Below are 23337 nucleotides of genomic sequence, written 5' to 3' on the forward strand. Positions count from 1 at the left end.
CCTGCGGCGAGTTATCCCCTCCGCGCCCCTTCCCGGATATGCGGTCCCGCCGCGTGGTGGGGCTTCGCCCCAGACCCCGGTGTCCAGGGGCGAAGCCCTGGTAACGGGAACGGCCGGGCGGCTGTTCGCCTCCCCGCGCCCTTCCGTGGCATCGGGTGCGGCTCCACCGCGTGGCGGGGCTCGGCCCCGGACCCCGGGGTCCAGGACCGAGCCCCAGACAACGCAATCCAGCCCGGCGCAGCCCAGCCTCTCCGGCGTTTGAGGAGTGGGTCCGGGCGCGATGCCCCAACGCACCCCAGCGCTCCCGGCGTTTGCGGAGTGGGTTCCGGGGCGGTGCCCCAATGCATCCCAGCGCTTCCGGCGTTTGCGGAGTGGGTTCCGGGGGCGGTGCCCCAATGCATCCCAGCGCTTCCGGCGTTTGCGGAGTGGGTTCCGGGGGCGGTGCCCCAACGCCCCCCAGCGCTTCCGGCGTTTGCGGAGTGGGTTCCGGGGGCGGTGCCCCAATGCATCCCAGCGCTTCCGGCGTTTGCGGAGCGGGTCCGGGGCGGAGCCCTTGGCAACGCAATCCAGCGCCTCCGGCGTTTGAGGAGCGGGGCCCAGGGGCGGAGCCCCTGGTATCGGGAAGGGGCGGGGAGGGGAAAGTCCCGCCGGACGCCCCCAGGACCCGCACAGACGGCACCACCCGCACCACAGCACGCAGGCACGACGGAAAACACATCGGCACCACGGCACAAGGCACACGGCACTACGGCACATCGGCACACGACACGAAGCCATCTCACCACCACCGCACTTCGGCACCACACGTGTACCCCACGACCTCCTCAAGGAGAGCCGCATGCCATCCCGTACCCAACGCCGGCGCCACCGCCACCGCACCCTGCTGAGCGCCCTCGCCACCCTGGCCACCGTGGCGCTGCTGTCCACGGACCCGGCCCTCGCCACGCCCGCGTCCCAGTCCACCCAGGCCAAGGCCGCCGCCGAGGCGACGTGGGACACCGACCGCGCGGCGGCCGCGTACGCCGCCAATCACAACGCCGTCACCGCATCCGGCAGCGAGAACGACGGCACCGCGCCGGGCCTGGCCTTCGACGGCAACGGGTCGACCCGCTGGGCCAGCCCGTTCAGCAACGACGCATGGATACGCGTCGACCTCGGCGCCACCATCCGGATCGACCGGGTCGTCCTGGACTGGGAGGCGGCCTACGGCAAGAGATACGTCCTGGAGGTGTCGAAGAACGGCACCGACTGGACCTCCTTCTACACCGAGAACGCCGGCACCGGAGGATCCCTCACCGCCCACACCTATCCGCAGGACGTCACCGGCCGCTACGTACGGATGCGGGGCATCGAGCGTGGCACTCCCTACGGCTATTCGCTGTACTCGTTCAAGGTCTACGGCGGAGAGCCCGCCCCGGCGTCCACGACCCGCACCAACCTCGCCCTGAACCACCCCGCCTACTCCAACTACTACCAGCACGCGGGCAATTCACCCGCCTTCCTCACCGACGGCGGCTGGCCCGCCAACCTCAAGGACGACCAGACCCGCTGGTCCAGCGACTGGAACGCCGACCGCTGGGTCTCGGTGGACCTCGGCGCGACCTCCACGATCGACACCGTCGACCTCTACTGGGAGGCGGCCTACGCCGTCGACTACCAGGTGCAGGTGTCCGACGACAACCGCACCTGGCGCACGGTGTATCAGCCCTCCGCCGCCGAGGTGGCCGCCCGTCGCGCGGACGTCAAATCGCCCGCCGACGCGGTGGGCCGCCATGACACCGTGAGGCTGTCGCAGCCCGCCACCGGCCGCTATGTGCGCATGCTCGGCAAGGAGCGCCGCTCCTTCTACAACCCGGCCCCGGCCACAGCTCAATTCGGCTACTCGCTCTACGAGTTCCAGGTCTGGGGCACCGGCGGGAGCGCCTCCGCCGCCTACCCCGCCCTCCCCGGTGAGCAGTCCGGCGCCTACCGGACGACGTTCCTCGACGACTTCACCGGTGCCACCCTCGACCGCTCCAAGTGGCGTGTGGTGCGGACCGGCCAGGAGATGGGGTCGGTCAACGGCGAGTCGCAGGCGTATGTCGACTCCTCCGACACCATCCGCACCGAGAACGGCAATCTCGTCCTCAGGGCGAAGTACTGCAAGGGCTGCACCCAGGCGGGCGGCGGCACCTACGACTTCACCTCCGGACGCATCGACACCCACACCAAGATGGACTTCACCTACGGGCGGGTCAGCGCCCGGATGAAGCTGCCGGTCGGCGACGGGTTCTGGCCCGCGTTCTGGCTGCTGGGCAGCGATGTGGACGATCCGTCGGTGTCCTGGCCGTCCTCCGGCGAGACCGACATCATGGAGAACATCGGCTACGCGGACTGGACCAGCACCGCCCTGCACGGCCCCGGCTATTCGGCGGACGGCAACATCGGCGCCCGCCAGATCTACGAGGGCGGCGGCCGCGCAGACCAGTGGCACACCTATGCGGTGGAATGGACACCCACCGTGATGCGCTTCTTCGTCGACGACCGGGTGGTCCAGGAGACGACCCGCAACAAGCTCGAATCCACCCGTGGCCAGTGGGTCTTCGGCCACAACCAGTACGTCATCCTCAACCTCGCCCTGGGCGGGGCGTATCCGGCCGGGTGGAACAAGGTCACCACCCCCTACTGGGGTCTGCCGCAGTCCAGCGTCGACCGGATCGCGGCGGGGGGAGTGCAGGCGGAGGTGGACTGGGTGCGCGTCGAACAGAAGGGTTGAGCGCTGCATGATGGGACGTCGACGGGCGGTCACCGTGGCTGCCCGACGGCGGAAGCGGCAGCGGAAGAAGGAGGAGCGGCCATGCGGGTGGCGTTGCACTCGGTTCTCAAGGAGGGCCAGGAGTCCGGTTATGAGCAGGTGCACGCCACGGTCCCGGAGGACCTGCTGGATGCGCTGCGACGGGCCGGAATCACCGACTGGCGGATCTGGCGCAGTGGCCGCCATCTCTTCCACCTCGTGGACTGCGAGGACTTCGCGGCCGCGATGGCGGCGCTGGACAAGGATCCGGCCAACCAGCGCTGGCAGGAGTTCATCGGCGCCTATGTCGATCACTTCGAGGACACCGGCGGCTCCCCCGCCGAGGCGGAGCGGATGGCGCTCGGCGAGGTGTGGGTGCTGAGCGCCCAGGCCGAGGCCGCCGAGCCCGAATAGGGGGCGCTCCCGGCTATGGAGTGTCCGCCGTGTGGGGGCCCGGCCCCGGCCCCCACCGGGGCTCCGCCCCTGGTCCCCGCTCCTCAAACGCCGGAGGGGCTGGATTGCGTTACCAGGGGCTTCGCCCCTGGTAACGGGAGCGGTCGGGCAGGCTGTTCGCCCCGCGCCTTTCGGCATCGATATGCGGCTCCGCCGCGTGGCGGGGCTCCGGGCCCTGGGGTCCAGGGGCGAAGCCCCCGGTAGCGGGAAGGGGCGGGGAGGGGAACAGCCCGCCGCAGGCGTCAGGGCGACCGGCCGAACCGGCGGAGCCTACCCATCCGAATCGTTCGGCGCAGCGAATTCATCAGACCTTGAGTACGGGTGAGAACGGGGCGAGCGCGTCCGCGTACGACGTGGTGGCCCGCGCGGGGGCGTGACGGAACGCGGCAAGCGCTCCGCACACGCCTGCCGCGCATCCCCGACTGGAGGTCAGTGAGTTGAGCCACCGACGTGTGAACAAGCGGACCCTCGCCATTTCCGGAGCCGCCGTCGCCGCGCTCGGAGCAGCGGCCATTCTGCTGCCCAACGCGAATGCGAACCCGGACGAGACGTCGGGCGCCACGACCTTCTCGTCCCCGGTCGCGGTGAAGCTCGCGAGGAGCCTCGCCGCGGACCTCGGTGACAACGGCGCGGGCTGGTACTACGACAACGCCAACCGCCGGCTCGTCATGAATGTGATGGACGAGGACTCCGCCGAGGGCGTCCGGGCCAAGGGCGCCGTGGCGAAGGTCGTGTCCAACAGCATGGAAGACCTGAAGGCCGCCACCAAGACGCTGAGCAGCGACGCGTCGGTGCCCGGCACCGCCTGGTCGATCGACCCGGTCACCAACAAGGTCCAGGTGACCGCCGACCGGACGGTGACCGGCGCCAAGTGGGCCACGCTGACCAAGGCCACGGACCAGATGGAGGGCACGGTCAGCGTCAAGCGCAGCCAGGGCGAGTTCAAGAAGTTCGACGGCGAGGAGGTGGTCCGGCCCGGCGACAACGGCGGCGCGGGCGCGGGGGACGCCGCGGGCGACGCCGGTGCCGGGGACGCGGCGGGTGACGCGGGCGCCGGCGCGGCAGGCGGCGCGGGTGACGCCGGTGCGGGCGCGGCGGGCGGTGCTGATGACGCCGGTGCCGGAGGCGCCGCCGACGGGGAGCAGGGCGCGGGCGGCGCCGGGGACGCCGGTGGTGCGGGCGACGCGGGCGGTGGTGACGCCGCCGCCGGAGGGCTCGACGGCGGCGATGCCATCTTCGGCGGTGGCGCTCGCTGTTCGCTGGGCTTCAACGTCAACGTCGACGGCGCGCCGGGCTTCCTGACCGCCGGCCACTGTGGCAACGCATCACAGACCTGGACCTCGGACGAGGCCGGCGCCCAGCAGGTGGGCACCGTGCAGGACTCCCAGTTTCCCGAGAGCGACTTCGCGCTGGTGATGTACGACGACGCCACCACCCAGGCGTCCAGCACGGTCGACCTCCAGAACGGCAGCACCCAGGAGATCGGGCGCGCCGTCGAGGCGAGCGTGGGCCTGAAGGTGCAGCGCTCCGGCTCCACGACCGGGGTCACCGACGGCACGGTCACCGGCCTCAACGCCACGGTGAACTACGGCAACGGCGACATCGTCAACGGACTCATCCAGACCGATGTGTGCGCCGAGCCCGGCGACAGCGGCGGCGCGATGTTCGCCGAGGACGCGGCGGTCGGGCTGACGTCCGGCGGCAGTGGCGACTGCACCCAGGGCGGCGAGACGTTCTTCCAGCCGGTGACCGGCGCGCTGGAGGCCACCGGCGCGGTCATCGGCGCAGGCGCAGGCGACGGCGGCGGTGACGCGGCCGGGGGCGCTGGCGAGGCGGCCGGTGGCGCCGGTGACGCGGCGAGCGGTGCCGGTGAAGTGGCCGGTGGCGCTGGTGACGCGGCCGGTGGCGCCGGTGATGCCGCCGGTGCGGGCAACGCCGGAGCGGGTGACGCGGGCAACGCGGGGGCCGGTGACGCAGGTGCCGCCGCCGGGGCCGGTGACACCGGCAGCGAGGCGAGCCAGGGTCTCAACTGATCTGATCCGACCCACCCCATGACCGGAGGCCCCGGGCGCCCTCCTGCCCCAGTGCCCGGGGCCTCCACCTCCCTCCGCCACTCATGGTTCCCTGAGAATCCCTGACGGAATTCCGCGGTGCTCAGGACCGATCCGGATCCGGGCCGGAGACCGGAAGCCCGGCCACCTCCGCCGCGGCGCCCAGCACCTCGCGCAGCATCGCCGGGGTGAGCCGCCCGGTGAAGGTGTTCTGCTGGCTCACGTGGTAGCAGCCGAACAGCGTGAGCGGCGCCCCGCCGTCGGCCGCCCGCAGTACGCTTCGCGCGCCGTGCCCGAACACGGGCCGCGGCCGGGGCACGGACCATCCGGCCGCCTCCAGCGCGGGCATCACGGCCTGCCAGCCGAACGCGCCGAGCACCACGGCCGACCGTACGGTCGGCCGCAGCAGCCGCAGCTCACGGGCCAGCCACGGGCGGCAGGTGTCGCGCTCGCCGGGGGTGGGGCGGTTGGCGGGCGGGGCGCAGTGCACCGGCGAGGTGATCCTGACCCCGCGCAGCTCCAGACCGTCGCCGCGGTGGGTGGCGGTGCGTCGGTTGGCCAGCCCCAGGTCGTACAGCGCCGAGTACAGGAAGTCGCCGGCCCGGTCGCCGGTGAACATCCGGCCGGTGCGATTTCCCCCGTGGGCGGCCGGTGCGAGGCCCACGATCGCCACCGAGGCGTCCGGTGGTCCGAAACCGGGCACCGGCCGCCCCCAGTAGTCCCAGTCGGCGAAGGCCCGGCGCTTGGTGCGCGCGGTCTCCTCCCGCCACTCGACCAGCCGGGGGCAGGCACGGCAGTCGATGAGTGCTTCGTCCAGCTCGGCGAGGGTTTCGGCGCCGGGGGCCCGACGGGCGGGGTAGGAGCGCGCGGGTTCGGAAGTGGTCATGTAGAAGGCTGCTGCCCCTTGTCCTTGCGCAGAAAACGCCGCAATCGGGTCAGCGGCCAGGTGTTGATGATGTCGTCCGGGGTGAGCCAGCCTCGCTGCGCCACGCCCACCCCGTACCGCATATTGTCCAGATCCCGGGTCGAATGGGCGTCGCTGTCCAGGGCGAACACCACCCCGTACGACTTCGCCCGCAGGATGTGCTCGTCCGACAGATCGAGCCGGTCCGGATGTGCGTTGATCTCCAGCGCGGTGCCGGTGCGGGCGCAGGCGGCGAACACCTCGTCCAAGTCGGCGTCGATACCGGGCCGTTTGCCGATCAGCCGGGTCGTCGGATGGCCGATGACATGGACGTACGGGTTCTCGCAGGCCCGCACCAGCCGCCGGGTCATGGCCTTGCGGTCCATGCTGAACTGGGTGTGCACCGAGGCCACGCACACATCGAAGTCCTCGAGGAACTCGGGCGGCCAGTCCACGTCTCCCTCGGTGTCGATGTTCAGCTCCACACCGTGCAGCAGCCGGGTCTGCCCGCGTCCGCGCCCCCGGTCGAGCTCGCGCACCCGCTCCCGCTGGGCCAGCATCTTCTCCTCGGTCATCTGCTGCATATACAGCTTGGGCGCGTGATCGGTGATGGCGTAGTACGCGTATCCGCGCCGCTCCGCCTTGGTGATCATGTTCTCCAGCGGTTCCAGCCCATCGGTGAGGTTGGTGTGGGTGTGCAGATCGCCCCGTAGGTCCGACTCCGTGACCAGCTTGGGGAGTTGGCCTTCGAGGGCGGCCTTGACCTCGCCCCGGTCCTCGCGCAGCGTCGGCGGGATCCAGTCCATGCCGAGCCGGGCGTAGACATCCTCCTCGCTGCGTGAGGCGATGCTCTTGCCGCTCTTGGTCTCGAAGAGGCCGTATTCGGAGAGTTTGAGGCCATGGCGCACCGCGATCGCGCGGATACGGATGTTGTGCGCCTTCGAGCCGGTGAAATAGAGCAGCCCCGCACCCCACGAGTCCAGCGGCAGGACCCGCAGATCCACCTGCAGCCCCTTCGTGGTGCGGATCGAGGTCTTCTTCTGGCCGTGTGCGATCACCTCGGCGGTGAGCGGAAGCCCGGTGAACGCCTCCATGAACGGGCCGGAATCCTCCGCCGCGACCAGGATGTCCACATCGCCCACGGTCTCCCTCATCCGGCGCAGCGACCCGGCGTACGCACACCGCCGGCAGCCGCGCACCTTGGACAGTGCGGCGACGATGTCATCGGCCACGTCCATGGCCTCGTCGAGCGGGATGCGGGTGCCCGCGGCGCGCATCAGCGCGATGCCGTGGAGGATGTTCTCCTCCGACTTCGGCCCGAAGCCCTTGAGATCGCGCAGCTGGTGCTCCTCGATCGCCTGGGCCAGCTGGTCGATCGAGGAGATCTGCAGCTCCTCGTAGAGGATCATGGCCTTCTTCGGCCCCAGCGCCGGGATGGCGGTCAGCTCCCGCACCCCGGCCGGGATCGCGGCGCGCGCCTCCTCGACCGCGGGCATGGTCCCGGTGCGCAGATACTCGACCACCTTGTCGGCGATCGACCGGCCCACATTGGGGATGTCCCGCAGCGCCTTCGCGTCGAACTGCGAGATGTCGGCCGCATGGCCGCCGATCGCCCGGGCGGCCTTCTCGTACGCACGCGCCCGGTACGCGTCCCCGCCCGTGATCAGGAGGAGATCGGCGTACTCGCGAAGGAGGGCTTCGACCTCCTCATTGGAGCGAGCCATGCCAGCGATTCTAGTCGTCTCTGGCGAACCCGGTGAGGTGGAGGGATGCTGGGGGCAGGAGCGAAACGGCTATCCGCGGAATTCGGGTCGGCCGGTTCGCCGTGTGTGTCCCCGGGTTTGGGGGAGGTCATGGACGTTGGATTCCTGAAGCCGTTGTTCGATCGCCCCGGTCCATGGGCGGGTGTGTACATGGACACCTCCCGCAGCACGGAGGACGCGCCCAGACGGCGCACGCTGCGGGAGCGGTTCGTGGCGGATCAGCTGGCCGAGCAGGGCGCCGACCGCGCCACCTGTGACGCGGTGATCGAGCGGCTGGCAGGTGAGCAGGTGGCCAGGGCGTCCGCGGGGCGGGCGCTGTTCGCGGCGGATGGCGAGGTGGTGCTCGACCTGCCGCTGGCCACGTCCCCGATCGATGTGGTGACCTCCTGGTCGATGCTGCCGCGGGTGGCGCCACTGGCCGCGTTCCGTGGCGAGTGGCCGGCCTGTCTGGTGGCCTTCGTCGACCAGGCGGGCGCCGATCTGGAGCTGCGGGACGACACCGGCAGCCGCCCGGCGGGCCGCGCCGCGGGGCGGAGGGCGCATGGCCGGGGGCACCGGTCGGTGCCCGCCGACCGCCACGAGTGGCACTACCGCAACCGGGTCGGGAACACCTGGGAGCAGACCGCCGATCGCGTGGCCGACGAGCTGGTGCGGCAGTGGTCGGACGGCGACGCCGAGCTGCTGATCCTGGCCGGTGATCCGCGCGAGCGCCGGGCCGTACGCGACCGGCTGCCCGAGCCGCTGCGCGCCACGACGGAGGAGATGCGCCACGGCAGCAGGGCCTCCGGCTGCTCCGAGCTGCTGAACGCGGAGATCGACCATGCCAGGGCGGAGCACGCCCGCGCCCATCTGGAGTCGGTCCTCGATCTCTTCCGCGCCGGTCGGGGCCGCCCCGGCGGGCCGGGCCCGGGCGGGCACGACGGCGACGGACCGCCGAGCAGCCGGGCGGCGGAGGGGGTGCCCGCGGTCGTGGCGGCCATGCGCAGCCATCAGGCGGCCACGCTGCTGCTGGGCACCGCCGGGGGCGATATGCGCCATGAGGTGTGGATCGGCCCCGACGCCGACCAGGTGGCCGTGCAGCGCTCGCAGGCGCGCGCCATGGGCGTCAGAACACCCGAGCCCGCCCGCGCGGACGACGCGCTGATACGGTCCGCGGCGGTGGCCGACACCGAGGTGCTGGTGGTGCCCGAGGGACTGAAGGGACCGGCCGGGGGCCTGGGCGCGGTGCTGCGCTGGCACGGCTGAACAAGGCGCGGGGGCCAGGCACGGAGCGTCAGCGCTCCGCGCCTGGCCGCGGGCCGCGCCCACCGTGCCATGTTCGGCCGCTCCGCGCTCGGCCGGGCTGACCGCGCCGCGCCTGGCGGTGCCGTGCTCGGCTGCTCCGCGTCGGCCGCTCCGCGCTGTGCCGGCGCCTGGCCGGTCCGGCCGTGCCTGCCGACCGCCGATAGCGGCGGCCGCACCTCGGCCGGGGCGGCGCGCGCCCGCGCGCCATCGTGGGTCCGCACCCCACCGCGCTCTCCGCCGGAAGGGCGATGTCTCGGCGGGCCTGGTTGACATGCCTCCCTCAGCTCTCTACCGTCCCTAGGTTGTTAGGAAACCTACTTAACCAATGCTCTGCCTGCCCTCAGGGAGACATCCGTGGTCCTCCGTCCGGCACCATCCCGGCGGCGGGCGCGAGCCCGCGTCCGACGCGCCCTGACCGCCTCGTTCGCCGTCGGCGGCCTCCTCCTCACCGTCTCCCTGACCACGGGCGCCGCGCCCCCGCGCCCCGGTACGGCTGGCGCCCCGGCCCCGGTGACCCGGGTGGGCGGGGCCCCGGGCACCGCGACTCCGCTCGCGGGCTTCGCGACGCAGTCCTCGGCCAAGGTGTCGGACACCCCCGCGGCCATCTCCACCCCCGGCTACCCCACGTCCGGCTGGCACCCGGTGGGGCCCCGGTCGACGGTGCTCTCCGGGCTGCTCGAGGCCGGCACGTACCCGGATCCGTTCTACTCGACCAACCTCAAGAAGATCCCGGCCGCCGACTTCGCCGTCCCGTGGTGGTACCGAAGCGACTTCACCGTGGCCGACCCCTCCCGCCGCACCTATCTGGACGTCAGCGGTGTGGTGTCCGCCGCCGATGTGTATGTCAACGGGACCCAGGTCGCCACCAAGGACCGGATCGCCGGCGCGTACACCCGCCATGAGCTGGACGTCACCGACCTGGTCAAGGCGGGCACCAACACCGTGGCGTTCCGCGTCCAGCCCAACGATCCGCGCAAGAACCTCACGATGGGCTGGATCGACTGGCTGCAGCCCCCGCCCGACGAGAACATGGGCATCGTCCGCGATGTGCTGGTCCGCCGCGGTGGCCCGGTGGCCCTGCGCGACGCGCATGTGACGACCCGGCTGGACACCGACTCGCTCGCCTCCGCCGAACTCACCGTCAAGGCCCAGGTCCGCAACGACTCCGGCGCCACCGTCACCGCCACGGTCTCCGGGACGGCCGGCCCCGCGGCCATCAGCCGCACGGTGTCGCTCGCCCCGCACCAGACCAAGACCGTCACCTTCACCCCGACGACGTTCCGGGGCTGCGACTGGACCGGCCCAAGGTGTGGTGGCCCGCCGGGATGGGCGATCAGCCGCTGTACGACCTCGACCTGACCGCCACCGTCTCGGGCATCCCCTCCGACACCGCTCACCACAGCTTCGGCATCCGCGACGTCAAGGCGCCGCTGAACGCCGACGGCGCCCGCCAGTACCGCATCAACGGACGCCCGCTGCTGATCAAGGCGGGCGGCTGGTCCCCCGATGTGTTTCTGCGCTGGGACGCCCGCTCGGTGGAGGACCGGCTGAAGTACACCCTCGACCTGGGGCTGAACACCGTCCGCCTGGAAGGCCATATCGAGCCGGACGAGTTCTTCGACCTCACCGACCGCTACGGCATCCTGACCCTCCCCGGCTGGGAGTGCTGCGACAAGTGGGAGGGCCAGGTCAACGGCGATGAGACGGGGGATGAGTGGACCGCCGCCGACTACCCGGTCGCCAAGGACTCGATGGCCGCCGAGGCCGCACGGCTGCGCGACCACCCCAGCGTCATCTCCTTCCTCATCGGCAGTGACTTCGCCCCCGACGCCACCATCGAGAAGAACTACCTCGAGGCGCTCGACGCGGCGGACTGGCCGAACCCGGTGATCCCCGCCGCCTCCGCCAAGTCCTCCCCGAAGCTCGGCAAGTCCGGCATGAAGATGACGGGCCCCTACGACTGGGTCCCGCCGGACTACTGGTACGCCAAGCGGGAGGGCGGGGCCACCGGCTTCAACTCCGAGACCAGCGCCGGACCCGATATCCCCACCCTGGACACGCTCCGGCGCATGATGTCCCCCAGCGAACTGGAGACCCTGTGGCGGGACCCGTCGGCCAAGCAGTACCACCGGTCCCCGTCGGACACCTTCGGTGACCTCAAGCTGTTCGACAACGCGCTGATCGGCCGCTACGGACCGCCGACCGGGCTGACGGACTATGTGCGCAAGGCGCGGCTCGCGCGGTACGAGGCGGTGCGCGCCCAGTTCGAGGCGTACGCGCGCAACTTCTCCGACGCCTCCCGGCCCGCCACCGGTGTCGTCCACTGGATGCTGAACAGCGGCTGGACCTCGCTCCACTGGCAGCTCTTCGACCGCTATCTGGACCAGGGCGGGGCCTACTACGGCGCCAAGAAGGCCAATGAGCCGCTGCACATCCAGTATTCGTACGACTCCCGCTCGGTGGTCGTGGTCAACAGCCGGCACACCGCCGCCACCGGTCTCACCGCCCGGGTCAGCCTCTACGCCCCCGACGGCACCCGGAAGTTCGACAAGAGCGCCACCGGTCTTCGGGTGCCGGGCGACGGCGGCAAGGCCACCGCGCTCACCGTCCCGGCGAAGGTGAGCGGAGTGTCCGGCACCTATCTGGCCAAGCTCCAGCTCACCGATGCCGCGGGCAAGGAGATCGGCCGCAATGTGTACTGGCTCTCCACGGAGCAGGACGTGCTCGACTGGGACAACACCGACTGGTACTACACCCCCACCACCTCCTACGCGGATCTGACCGGGCTCGACGACATGGCCGAGGCGCCCGTGTCCGCCACTGCCACCACGACCCGCGGGCCGGACTCCACCGCCACCACGACCGTCACCCTGCGCAACACCGCGAGCCGTGGCACACCGGCGCTGCTTGTGGACGCCCATCTGGTGAACGGCTCGGACGCGCCCGTCCTGCCCGTGCGCTGGTCGGACAACGAGGTGAGCCTGTGGCCGGGGGAGTCGGTGACGCTCACCGCCACCTATCGCACCGCGGACCTGGGCGGTTCGGCCCCCTCGGTCCGGATCTCGGGCTGGAACACCGCCACCCGTACCATCCCCGCGGCCGCCAAATCCCGCTGATCGACCCCGTCCTGAAATCGTGTCGAAAGGAATTTTTTCGGCGAGTCCGACGCAAGGAGCAAGTTCACACTTTTGTATGCTTTCTCCAGCGCGTCGTTCCCCCGTGTCGGACAGTCACTGTCCGTACGTTCACGAAAGGGGCTCCATATGCACACCATGGAGGTTCGCCCACCGGTACCCAGCCGTTCCACCAGCAGATGGCGTCGATACGGCCGACTCGCGGCCGCCAACTTCGTCCGCGGCGCGTCATACGCCTGCGGCACCGCGGCCATCGGCCTGATGGCGTGGTGGGTGCAGACCCGCTGACCCGCCCCGCCACCCCGTCCCGAGCCGGAGCCCCTGACCGTCCCGCACCGTCGCGGCGGCCGTGAGCGGCCGTCGCGACGGCCCGGCTATGCCTGCGGATGCGGCTGTGAGCGGAAGCGGGGGAAGTGCAGCCCCCGGTGTTCCGCGCGCGGAGCACCGCCGCCGAGATGGGTGCGCAACTGGATGCCGTGCATGATCTCGATGATGCCCAGGGCGAGCAGCCAGATGCCGGCCACCACGGTCAGCGCCGTGATCGAGCCGAAGGGCGCCACGATCAGGATGATCCCGCCCAGGATGGTGAGCACACCGAGGAACAGATGCCAGCCCCGGGCGGGCATGCCCTCACCGGAGATCGCCGTGGCGGTCTGCATCACGCCCCGGAGCAGCCAGGCGAAGCCGATCCACAGCGCGAGCAGCAGAATCGACTGGGCCGGACCCCGGAAGCAGAGCAGTCCCAGCAGCACACTCAGCGCCCCGGTGACGAAACTCAGCACCCGCAGATGCCTCGGTATATGCGCACCGAAGGCCCCGACGAGCTGGAAGATCCCGCTGATCAGCAGATACGCGCCGAACAGGGCACCGACCACCACCAGGCTGGCCCCCGGCCACGCCAGCACCATGATGCCCAGCGCGATCGCCACCACCCCCGCGGCCACCAGGACCTGCCAGGCGGTGTCGGACAGCATGTTCTGCAACGTGGCGTACGGGGTGCCCTCGCCGAAGGGCCGCTCTCCGGGCCGGCCGGAGGGCTCCCCTCTCGGCTGCTCGGCGCCGTGCGGACTGTCGGAGGAGTAAGTCATGTCGTCCACCTCCTGGGGGAACAGGATGGCCGTCGCCCCCCACATCCATCGTCCCCCCGCGCCCGGCCCCGCGCCTGATGACATGGGGGAGTGCCTCGCGGGCGGCGGTCACGCATGGCAAGGTGGTGGATGAGGCCGTGTCCTGGGCGCGTCATAGGGAGGCCCGCATGGACGACAGGGAGTTCTTCCGGACAGTGGCGGACCGCACCCAGCTCTCACGGCAGGAAGCGGCCGATGTCACCCGTGCCACGCTCGAGACCGTGGCGGCCCGCCTCAGTGCGGGCGAGGCCCGCGATCTCGCCCAGGAGCTGCCCGAACACCTCCGGGAGTCCCTTCAGCGTGGGGAGGGGGACATGGAGATCTTCGACCCCGACGAGTCGGTCCGCAGGGTGCATGAGCGCACCGGACTGTCCGAGCCGGAGGCCGACCGAGGGGTCCGGGCGGTCCTCGCCACGCTCCGCGAGGCGGTCTCCGCCGAGGAGTACGACCACGCCATGTCCCAGCTGGGCAGCGAGTTCGCGAAGATGGCGGAGTCCGCGCGCTGACCCGCCCACGGGCGACGCCGCTCATCCGGCCCGCCAGCCGCTCCACCGCCCGACGGTGATCTCCACGACCGGCCCGCGCGGCGGCCGGTCCCGGTACTGGACCGGGTAGGTGTCCACGAGCAGCCGGACATAATCCGAGGACAGCGCCGACTCGTCGGCGGGCGGCAGGACGCGGGCCGTGCCGTCGCCCCGCGCCCACCACAGGTGGTCCCAGTTCTCGTCGTAGTCGTCCACCAGGAGACATACGGCGGGGTGGGCGCGGATGTTGTCCAGACGCTTGAGCCTCGTCGTCCGCTTCGGCTTGTGGTCGACGGCCGTCACCACCGTGTCGCCGGTCAGCGCGAAGACCACCGGCACCAGATGCGGGCGGTCCTCGGCGCCGACGGTCGCCAGCCGGGCCAGCCTGGCCCGCGCGAAGCGCTCGCGCGCCTGCGCGCTCGTCAGCTCCGGCATCGCGGCCCCCGGCGGCTCACCGGAACCGGGCGGCGATCTGGGACATCGCGTCCAGCCGTGCGAGCGTCTCCGCCTCCGGCATCGTCGGCAGATAGAACAGCACCCGCTCCACACCGACGCGCTGATACCCCTCGATCGCCTTGGCGTCCTCCGGCATCGCGTACATCGTCACCGGCACCTCACGGCCGGCCACCTCGCGCATCCGCTTGATCTGCGGTCCCAGCTCCTCGGGGGATCCGCTGTTGGCCAGCCAGGCGTCGCCGAGCTCGGCGATCCGCCGGAACGCGGCATCGCCGGCACCACCGACATAGATCGGCGGATGTGGCCGCTGGACGGGCTTGGGCCACTGGAAGACGGGGTCGAAGTTCACGAACTCCCCGTGGAATTCGGCCTTCTCCTTCGTCCACAGCTCACGGATGGCGCGCAGCCGCTCGTTCACCAGCCGGCCCCGGGTGGAGGGATCCGTCCCGTGGTTCTCCATCTCCTCACGGTTCCAGCCGGCGCCGACCCCGAAGACGGCTCTTCCATTGGAGATCAGGTCGAGGGAGGCCACTTCGTTGGCGGTGGTGATCGGATCCCGTTGCACCACCAGGAGGATCCCGGTCCCCAGCAGCAAGCGCTCGGTGACCGCGGCGATCGCGGCCAGTGTCACGAAGGGGTCGAGGGTGCGGTAGTACACCTCCGGCAGGTCTCCGCCACCCGGATAGGGGGTGCGGCGCTCGACCGGGATATGGCTGTGCTCCGCGATGAAGAGCGATTCGAAACCGCGCTCCTCCAGGGCCCGCCCCAGCGGGGCGGGCCGGATGCCCTGGTCGGTGACGAACGTGGATACGCCGATTTTCACTGCGGCTCCCTGGGAAGGTGCGTCGATGATCTACGGGAACCACATGGGTACCCGGCCCGGCGGAAACCGCAACCGTGCGCGCGAGTGACACGGCGTGCCCGCCACGAGGATCTCGGGGACGGCGCGAGGCCTTACGACCGGCGCTCACCCGGGCCGAGCAGCACACCCCGCTCCGCGTAGAACCGCCCGAGGTCGGCCCAGGGGACCTCGGCGAAGCGCTGCGAGCCGTCCGGGAAGCCCGACGGGTTGTGTACGAGGAGATGGTCCGGGGTGGCGCCGACGGCCAGCACCAGATGGCCGCCCCGGTGCGACGGCCGCGGATCCAGGGTGCGCAGCGAGGGGTGGACGGACAGCATCGCGAGCCGCCCGGCCGCGAGATGTTCCGGCAGCTCGTCGGCCGGCAGTCGCGGCCGGGACTCGGCGAACAGCCCCCAGCGCCGCCGCGCGTAGGTGGCGAACGGAGCGTAGATGAGCCCGTCCACCCGGTCCGGATGGCGCACATAGGCCCCCGCCTCGACACACTCCTCGGCGAGCGTCACCGCGGGCGGCGCGGTGCCACACCAGTGCTCCAGGGCCATCCGCAGACACGCCATCCCGCACAGCCGCCACGACCAGAACGCGTACTCCTCCCGGCTCGCCGCCCCGGACTTCTGCCACAGCGGGTCGTCGGCCGCCGACCGGGTGCCCGCGATGATGTCGGGCACCAGGGCGGCCGACTCCCACTGGGCGTAGTAGGGGACGGGGTGGGTGAGGAAAACAGGGGCCTCGGACATGTGCCCCAGTCTTCCCGACATCCGCCCGCCGCGCCGTGGCCCCCGGTCAGCCGCCGGTGGCGAAACCCGGGAAGAGGGTCATCCCGCCGTCGACGTAGATGGTGGTGCCCACCACGTAGTCACACAGGTCGGAGGCCAGGACCACGGCGGCGTTGGCGATGTCCAGGGGGTCGCCGATCCGGCGGTACGGGATGAGCTCCAGGAGGGCGGTCCGCGCCTCGGGGGTCTGCCAGGCACTGCGGTTGATCGGGGTCTTGATGGCGCCCGGCGCGATCGCGTTCACCCTGATCTTCTGGGGCGCGAACTCCTGGGCCAGGGTCTGGGTCAGCATCGCCACGCCGCCCTTGGACGACGCGTAGTTCACATGGCCCGCCCACGGGATGATCTGGTGGACCGAGCTCATACAGATGATTTTCCCGGCCGCCCGCGACACCTCCGGGACCACGCCACGCCGCAGGAACTCCTTGATCGCCTCCCTGGCGCACAGGAACTGGCCGGTGAGGTTGACGGAGATGACCTTCTCCCACTGCTCCAGTGTCATCTCCACCGTGGGGGCGTCCCGCTGGAGCCCCGCGTTGGCGACGAGGATGTCGATCGTGCCCAGGCGCTCGACCATCGTGGACACCAGGTCGATGACCTGGTCCTCCTGGGACACATCCGCCTGATGGGCGTAGGAGTGCACACCGTGGCTCTGGATCTCGGTGACGACGGCCTCGGCGGCCGGCCGGTCACTGGCGTAGTTGACCACCACATCCGCGCCGGCCTGTCCCAGGGCGATCGCGGTTGCCTTTCCGATCCCCGAGTTCGCCCCGGTCACCAGCGCCTTCTGCCCCTTGAGGAGTTCCGGGACATGCACCGGAGGAGGACGCTCGGGATTGGTGTTCACTGGCTTTCGTCTCCTTCGCTTGGGCGTCCGTCACTCGCCGCACCGACCCTCGCAGTCCGCGGGGGAGCCGCCGCTCCCCACGGCGCCACGGTCACCCACTAAGGCGATGCACATCGTTCCAGCGGCGCAACGCGCGCCCCGGGCCGGTCGGCCCCGCTCAGCGGGCCTCGGCCAGCGCCTGGTCGCGCAGTGTCGAGCAGGTGCGGTTGATGAGCCGCGAGACGTGCATCTGCGATATGCCCAGCTGCTCGGCGATCCGGCTCTGTGTCATATCGCAGAAGAAGCGCATGTAGAGGATCTGCCGCTCCCGGTCGGGGAGCCGGCTCAGACCGGGGCGTACGGCCTCGCGGTCCACCACCCGGTCGTACGCGGTCTCCTGGGTGCCGAGCGTGTCGGCCAGGGAGTAGCCGTCGTCGGAGCCGGTGAGCTGGGCGTCCAGGGAGAGCGGGGTGAAGCTGCCCATGGCCTCCATACCGGCCCGCACCTCCTTCTCGGTCAGTCCGGTGCGCTCGGCGATGTCCTGGGTACGCGGCGGCCGGTCGTCCGCCGAATGGGACAGCTCCCGGTGGGCGGCCCGCACCCGATTGCGCAGGTCCTGGACCCGGCGCGGGACGTGCAGCACCCACAGATGGTCCCTGAAGTGGCGCTTGATCTCGCCGACGATGGTGGGCACCGCGAACCCGGCGAAGGCGGTGCCGTGTTCCGGGTCGTAGCGCTTGACGGCCTTCACCAGACCGAGCGCGGCCACCTGCTGCAGGTCCTCCAGGGATTCGCCGCGGTTGCGGTATTGCCGGGCCAGCCGCTCGGCCATCGGCATCCACGCCTCCACCACCCGACGGCGCAACGCCTCCTTCTTTGGCCCGTCGGGAAGACGGGCCATTTCCGCGAACTCGGCGCTGGTGTCGGGCGCGTCGTCATGCGGGTGCTTCGTGGGGCCGGTCTGGGGCCGTGCCATGTCCTGCGTCGCGGTCGTCACGGAACACACCTCCTGCGATGGGCTGACGGGTCACCTGGGACCGGGGGTGCATCGCGGGAGGTTCGCGGGGACGTGCTGACCGGCGCGCCGCCGCGGTGTGGAGCAATACAGACTGCTCCCGCGGTGCGTGCCTACGGTCCGAAGCACGAATATCCGCCTGCCCTGGGCCCTGGGGGGCAAACAAAGTTCTTCCCCGACGGGTCCGCGCGGCGGCACACCGCGGCGAACACTGCCCCGAGCGGTGGCCGTGGGGCCCGGGCTCAGCCCAGCAGCGCGGCGACCGTCATCAGCACCGGCGCCGCGAGCAGCGTGGACAGCAGGATCGACTCACGGGCCAGGATGGTGGCGGTCTCATACCGTGAGGCGTAGGTGAACAGGTTCTGAGCTGCCGGTAGCGCGGAGGTGACGACGGCGGCGAAGAGCGCCGGGCCGCCCAGCCCGAACACGCCCGCCGCGATGGCCCAGGCCACTACCGGCTGGGCGAAGGACTTCAGCGCCACCGACAGCAGCACCGGCCCGCGTTCCTCGCCGCGCCCGGGGAGTTGACTGCCCGGCAGCGAGATCCCGAACGCCAGCAGGACGGCGGGCACGGCCATGCCGCCCAGCAGCGAGAGCGGTTCGGTGACGGGCCCGGGGATCCGCCAGCCCGTGGCGGACACGAGGACGCCGGACAGTGAGCCGATCACGATGGGATTGCGGAACGGCGTGGTCAGCCTGCGGATCAGCGAGGGCCGCCGGCCGGGGCGGCTGAGGTCGATGACCGTCAGGGCGATCGGGGTCATGACGAGTTGCTGGAAGAGCAGCACCGGCGCGATCAGGCTCGCGTCGCCCAGGACGTACATCGCGATGGGGATGCCGAGGTTGCCCGCGTTCACATAGCTCGCGCACAGCGCGCCGATCGTCGTCCGGCCCACGCTCCACCGCCGTACGGCGCCGACGGCGACGAATGTGCCCGCCACCACGAAGGTGCTCAGGGCGGTCACCAGCAGCGGGGTGGAGATGATGGCGGAGAGGTCGGCCTTGGAGAGCGTGGTGAACAGCAGCGCGGGGGAGGCCACATCGAACGAGAGCTTGGTGAGCACCTCCCGGCCATGGTCGCCCAGGGAGCGGCGGCGCCCGATGACATAGCCGGCGACGATGAGGGACGCGATGACGCCGAAGCCGGTGATCACACCGCCCACTGGGCCTCCACCCCACCGTGGCCGCAGCGGCCTGCGCGGTGTGCCGCGGGGTCTCGTCCGCTCGTCGTGGTGGTCGAGGGCCAGGGCGCGGCGGTCATCAAGGGCGTCTTCCGGGTGCGTAGCGGTCAGCATGCACCCTACAAGTAATTCGGCCGCGGCGCTGGTGAAGTCGGTTACAGACCGTCGGTCAGGGGTCAGGTGATGGTGAGGGTGCGTCCCCCCTTCGCCAGCGAGCTGTTGCCCGCGAAGACCCGGATCTCGCCCTTCTGGAGCAGGAACCCGCCGTGCGGGTCCTGGGTCCAGAAGCCCAGCTCCTCGGCGCTCAGCCGGAAGCGCACGGTGGTGGCCTTCCCGGCGCCGAGGCTCACCCGGCGGAAACCGCTGAGCCTGCGCACCGGTTGCACGATGCTCGCCACCGGATCGCGGATGTACAGCTGCACCACCTCATCGCCCTTGCGGCGCCCGGTGTTGCGCACCGCGACCGCGACCTCGACGGTGTCGCCCTTGCGCAGCGCCTCGGCCCGGACGCGGCTGACGCTGAGCCGGGGTTCGCCGATGTCGAAGGTGGTGTAGCTGAGGCCGTGGCCGAAGGGGAACTGGGGTCCGTAGGCCAGGTCCAGATACTTGGAGGTGTAGTGGTTGGCCCGGTCGTAGGGGCGTCCGGTGTTCTCGTGGTTGTAGTAGATGGGAATCTGCCCGACCGTGCGCGGGAAGGTCACCGGGAGCTTGCCACCGGGGTTCACGGTGCCGAAGAGCACGTCCGCGATGGCGTTGCCGCCCTCGAGCCCCGGTTGCCATGCCTGCAGCACGGCGGGGGTGCGGTCCAGCCAGCCGCCCATCGTCAGCGGACGCCCGCTGAGCAGCACCACCACGAACGGCGCGCCGGTGTCCGCGATCGCGGTGATCAGCCGCTCCTGCCGCCCGGGCAGACCGAGGTCGCTGCGTACGGACGCCTCCCCGCTGAGCGTCGCCGCCTCCCCGACCACCACCACGGTCACATCGGTCGCCCTGGCCGCCGAGGCCGCCCGGGCGATGCCGCGGGTGCTCCGGCCGGACGCGTCCACGCCCTCGACATGGCTGACACTGGCCTTCGGCGCCGCGTCCTTGACCGCGTCCAGGACGGTGACCGGGCGGAACGCGTCGGCCCATGTCCCGGCCCAGGAGCCGCGCAGGTCGGTGGAGTCGGCGAAGGGCCCGACGACGGCGATGGAGCCCGATCGGTCCAGGGGGAGCGTGGACTTCTCGTTCTTGAGCAGCACCATGGTGCGCCCGGCCGCCTCGCGTGCCGCCGCCCGGGATGCCTTCGTGGGTCCGGCGATCGCCGTGTCCTCGTCCGCGTAGGGGTGCTCGAAGAGCCCGAGCCGGAACTTCAGGCGCAGGATGCGGGCCACCGCGTCGTCCAGCCGCTCCATGGTGATCTGCCCGCTGCGCAGCAGCCGCTTGCCGTACTCGTTGATGGTGGTGCTGGCCATCTCCATGTCGATCCCGGCGTTGAAGGCCAGCCGGGCCGCGTCGGAGCGGTCGGTGGCATAGCCGTGGACGATCATTTCCTGGACGCCGTTGTAGTCGCTGACGACAAAGCCGCGGAAGCCCCACTCCTCCTTGAGGATGTCGGTCAGCGCATGCCGGTAGCCATGCGCGGGGACCCCGCTGACGGTGTTGAAGCTCGCCATCACGGTGGCCACCCCGGCGTCCAGGGCCGCCCTGAACGGGGGCAGGTAGAAGTTGCGCAGCCGGGCCTCGGAGACGTCCACCGTGTTGTAGTCGCGGCCGCCCTCGACGCCCCCGTAGGCGATCATGTGCTTGGCGCAGGCCGCGAGGCGGCGCCGGGAGCGGAGGTCGTCGCCCTGGTAGCCGCGGGTCTTGGCGGCCGCGAGCGCCGCCGCCAGGTAGGGATCCTCGCCGTCGCCCTCGGCGATCCGCCCCCAGCGCGGTTCATGGGTGACGTCCATCATCGGGGAGAACGCCCAGTGCACACCGTTGGAGCGGGCCTCCCTCGCCGACACCTCCGCGTCCCACTCGGCCACCGCGGGGTCGAAGGCGGCGGCCTGGCCGAGGGGGATGGGGAAGGTGGTCCACATGCCATGGATGACATCGAGGCCGAAGATCAGCGGAATGCCCAGCCGGGACTTCTCGACGGCCATCCGCTGCAGGGTGTTGGTGGTGCGGGCCCCGTAGATGTTGAGCACGGAGCCGAGCCTGCCCCTGCGGGCCGCCTTCTCCGCGGCGGCGGTCTGCCCGCCGCCGGGTCCGGTGTCGCCGGTCCAGGCGAACTGCTGCAGCTGGCCGAGCTTCTCGTCGATGGTCATCCGCGCCATCAGGGCCCGGATCCTGGTCTCGTACGGGCCGGACTCCGTACCCGGCCGGGGCGCGTCGGAGGAGGGGGCGGGCGGGGACTGGGCACGGGCGGTCGCGGCCTTGCCCGCGATGGCCGTCCCTCCGGCCGCGGCGAGCACCGTACGTCTGCGCACATCATTCATGGTCTTCGTCCTGGCCTTCGGCGATCTGTTGTCCCCGAGTCCGAGTTCCTCAAGACCATGCTGGTCACGACCCTGTGCGGGATGCGGGCCGCCACCTTTGCCGTGGGTCTTCTGCCAACGTACGACAGGATCGGCGTCCGGGCTCCCGGTACGTCCGCTGTTCCGGGCGGGGCGCCGGAGGGCGATACTGAGGGTCGACGGTTAACCGTCGACCAGCGCCCGGTCCATCCGCCAGAAGGAGCCCGTCGGTGCCCATCACCTCGCTGCAGCAGCAGTCCCTCGGCGATCTGGTCGCGCATGAGCTGCGTGTGCTCATCGTGTCAGGACGGCTGCGCCCCGGCACCCATCTTGTCGAAGGCGTCCTCGCCGAGCAGTACGACGTCAGCCGCGGCCCGGTGCGGGACGCGCTGCGCCGGTTGGAGGCCGAGGGGCTGGTCGAGGCGCGCCGTCGCGGGGTCTTTGTCACCGGGCTCACCGAGGACGACGTCGACGAGCTCTACACCCTCCGGGAGTCCCTGGAGACGCTCGCCCTCACGCTCGCCATCGGCCGGGCGGGGCCCGGCGACTGGGAGCCCGCCGAGCGCTTCGTACGGGACATGCGCGACGCCGCGGACCGCGCCGCGGCCGGTGACTTCGCCCTCGCCGACCTGGAGTTCCACTCCCAGTTCTATGTGCTCTCCGGGCATCGCAGGCTGCTGGCGGTCTGGGAGCAGTACCGCCCCACCTTCGGTGTCATCCTCGACGTCACCAACGCCCAGGACGTCGATCTGCGCCCCTCCGCCGAGGCCCATGCCGACCTGCTGGCGACCGTGCGCGCCGGCGATGCCGGGCACGCCGCCACCGCCCTGCGCGAACACCTCCTCGGCGCCGGGAACCGGCTCCGCGCCGCGCTGCGCTCCGCACGCGCGACGGCCGACCAGGGGTGAACCGCCCCTCCCCAAAGGGGCAACGGAGGGATATCGGAGGGGCAACGCCACCGCGGCGGCCAAGGGCGCCGCGGCCCGCGTCAGGCCCGGCGTTCGTCCATGCCCGCCATCAGGGCCTGGTGGCTCATCCGCACATGCTCCCGCATCACCCGCTCCGCGCCGTCGCCGTCCTTGGCCTGGATCAGGTTGAGGACGCGATGGTGCTCATCGTCGGACTCGTCCAGCCGGCCGGGCCGGGACAGCGAGGTGCGCACCAGCCGGGCGTAGGCAAGCTGGTTCATCAGGGTGCGGTAGTGCGCCTCCAGCTTGCTGTTGTCCGCGCCCACCACGATCAGATCGTGGAACTCGTGGACCAGCGCCGCGTATTGCTCGGCGTCGCCGTCCCGGACGGCCGCGTCGGCCGCCTTCATATTGGCCTCCAGCCGCTCCACTTCCGGTACGTTCCCGCGGAAGGCGAGCAGCCGGGCGGCGGCGCCCTCCAGCAGCTCCTTCATCTGGAACAGCTCGGTCAGCTCGCGCCGGGACGGTACGGCGACAAACGTTCCGACCCGTGGCCGCACCTCGACCAGCCCCTCGATCTGGAGCTGCTTGAGGGCCTCGCGGATGGGCGTCCGGCTGACGCCGAAGGTCTCGGACAGCGCCATCTCGGAGAGGCTGGAGCGGGGCGGCAGTTCACCACTGATGATCATCTGCCGCAGCTCTTCGGCGACCCTCGCCTGCATGCTGGTCTGCTGAAGCCGCTTTCCGGTGGGTTGTTGCATGGCACATGACCCTAGAGGCGGCCGCCGCTCCCCGTCAACCGAGGGATCAGCGGAGAAACCAA

At 71.2% G+C, this 23337-nt stretch carries 17 protein-coding genes and 1 pseudogene; 7 read left to right on the forward strand and 11 right to left on the reverse strand.

Going from position 1 to position 23337, the window contains the following annotated elements:
• The first annotated feature begins 838 nt into the window (after positions 1–838).
• The 3 genes from BLV72_RS34170 to BLV72_RS34180 all read left to right on the forward strand — a co-directional run bounded on the left by BLV72_RS34170 (position 839) and on the right by BLV72_RS34180 (position 5259).
• Complete coding sequence (locus BLV72_RS34170; protein ID WP_093467208.1) at positions 839–2755, forward strand: discoidin domain-containing protein; 1917 nt, start codon at positions 839–841, stop codon at positions 2753–2755.
• Between the two features lie 81 nt (positions 2756–2836).
• Positions 2837–3187, forward strand: coding sequence for an L-rhamnose mutarotase (locus BLV72_RS34175; RefSeq protein WP_093467209.1), 351 nt, complete (start codon positions 2837–2839; stop codon positions 3185–3187).
• A 491-nt stretch (positions 3188–3678) separates the two neighbouring features.
• A complete protein-coding gene (locus BLV72_RS34180) occupies positions 3679–5259 on the forward strand; it encodes a S1 family peptidase (RefSeq protein ID WP_244321143.1) in 1581 nt (526 codons plus the stop codon).
• Positions 5260–5380: 121 nt separating this feature from the next.
• On the opposite strand, the gene BLV72_RS34185 is transcribed toward BLV72_RS34180, so the two are convergent.
• Both BLV72_RS34185 and polX read right to left on the reverse strand, forming a co-directional pair.
• Positions 5381–6163: a uracil-DNA glycosylase gene (locus tag BLV72_RS34185; RefSeq protein WP_093467212.1), complete on the reverse strand. Its 783-nt coding sequence runs from the start codon at positions 6161–6163 to the stop codon at positions 5381–5383.
• Positions 6160–7905 carry a DNA polymerase/3'-5' exonuclease PolX gene (gene polX / locus BLV72_RS34190; protein WP_093467214.1) on the reverse strand — a complete coding sequence of 582 codons (1746 nt, stop codon included), beginning with the start codon at positions 7903–7905 and terminating at the stop codon, positions 6160–6162. Before polX ends, BLV72_RS34185 begins: the two co-directional genes overlap by 4 nt.
• A 129-nt stretch (positions 7906–8034) precedes the next feature.
• Here polX and BLV72_RS34195 point away from each other — a divergent pair, with 129 nt between their 5' ends.
• On the forward strand, positions 8035–9189 hold the full coding sequence (locus BLV72_RS34195) for a baeRF2 domain-containing protein (RefSeq protein WP_093467215.1): 1155 nt from the start codon (positions 8035–8037) through the stop codon (positions 9187–9189).
• Between the two features lie 393 nt (positions 9190–9582).
• Positions 9583–12344: pseudogene (locus BLV72_RS34200) on the forward strand (glycoside hydrolase family 2 protein).
• A 392-nt stretch (positions 12345–12736) separates the two neighbouring features.
• Here the strand turns inward: BLV72_RS34200 and BLV72_RS34205 are convergent.
• Positions 12737–13450, reverse strand: coding sequence for an HdeD family acid-resistance protein (locus BLV72_RS34205; RefSeq protein WP_093470715.1), 714 nt, complete (start codon positions 13448–13450; stop codon positions 12737–12739).
• A 167-nt stretch (positions 13451–13617) separates the two neighbouring features.
• On the opposite strand from BLV72_RS34205, the gene BLV72_RS34210 reads away from it, so the two are divergent.
• Complete coding sequence (locus BLV72_RS34210; protein WP_093467217.1) at positions 13618–13995, forward strand: DUF2267 domain-containing protein; 378 nt, start codon at positions 13618–13620, stop codon at positions 13993–13995.
• Positions 13996–14016: 21 nt separating this feature from the next.
• On the opposite strand, the gene BLV72_RS34215 is transcribed toward BLV72_RS34210, so the two are convergent.
• The 7 genes from BLV72_RS34215 to BLV72_RS34245 form a co-directional block, all read right to left on the reverse strand.
• Positions 14017–14448 (reverse strand): TIGR03668 family PPOX class F420-dependent oxidoreductase, encoded by a 432-nt coding sequence (locus BLV72_RS34215; protein ID WP_086709839.1) that lies wholly within the window; start codon positions 14446–14448, stop codon positions 14017–14019.
• Positions 14449–14464: 16 nt separating this feature from the next.
• On the reverse strand, positions 14465–15292 hold the full coding sequence (locus BLV72_RS34220; RefSeq protein ID WP_093467218.1) for an LLM class F420-dependent oxidoreductase: 828 nt from the start codon (positions 15290–15292) through the stop codon (positions 14465–14467).
• Positions 15293–15423: 131 nt separating this feature from the next.
• Positions 15424–16065 (reverse strand): C39 family peptidase, encoded by a 642-nt coding sequence (locus BLV72_RS34225; protein ID WP_093467220.1) that lies wholly within the window; start codon positions 16063–16065, stop codon positions 15424–15426.
• 46 nt (positions 16066–16111) lie between these two features.
• On the reverse strand, positions 16112–16951 hold the full coding sequence (locus BLV72_RS34230; protein WP_093467221.1) for an SDR family oxidoreductase: 840 nt from the start codon (positions 16949–16951) through the stop codon (positions 16112–16114).
• Positions 16952–17108: 157 nt separating this feature from the next.
• Positions 17109–17927, reverse strand: a complete 819-nt coding sequence (locus BLV72_RS34235; RefSeq protein WP_425288415.1) for a SigB/SigF/SigG family RNA polymerase sigma factor — start codon at positions 17925–17927, stop codon at positions 17109–17111.
• Between the two features lie 260 nt (positions 17928–18187).
• Positions 18188–19108 (reverse strand): AEC family transporter, encoded by a 921-nt coding sequence (locus tag BLV72_RS34240; RefSeq protein ID WP_093467223.1) that lies wholly within the window; start codon positions 19106–19108, stop codon positions 18188–18190.
• Between the two features lie 194 nt (positions 19109–19302).
• The gene (locus BLV72_RS34245; protein ID WP_093467224.1) at positions 19303–21588 is read right to left on the reverse strand and encodes a glycoside hydrolase family 3 N-terminal domain-containing protein; all 2286 of its coding nucleotides are present in this window, start codon (positions 21586–21588) and stop codon (positions 19303–19305) included.
• Positions 21589–21836: 248 nt separating this feature from the next.
• Between BLV72_RS34245 and BLV72_RS34250 the strand changes: the two genes are divergently transcribed.
• A complete protein-coding gene (locus tag BLV72_RS34250; protein ID WP_093467226.1) occupies positions 21837–22514 on the forward strand; it encodes a GntR family transcriptional regulator in 678 nt (225 codons plus the stop codon).
• 80 nt (positions 22515–22594) lie between these two features.
• Here the strand turns inward: BLV72_RS34250 and BLV72_RS34255 are convergent, their stop codons facing one another.
• Complete coding sequence (locus BLV72_RS34255) at positions 22595–23275, reverse strand: GntR family transcriptional regulator (RefSeq protein WP_078638992.1); 681 nt, start codon at positions 23273–23275, stop codon at positions 22595–22597.
• Between the last annotated feature and the right edge of the window lie 62 nt (positions 23276–23337).

This window comes from Streptomyces melanosporofaciens, assembly GCF_900105695.1.
Taxonomy (GTDB): Bacteria; Actinomycetota; Actinomycetes; order Streptomycetales; family Streptomycetaceae; genus Streptomyces; species Streptomyces antimycoticus.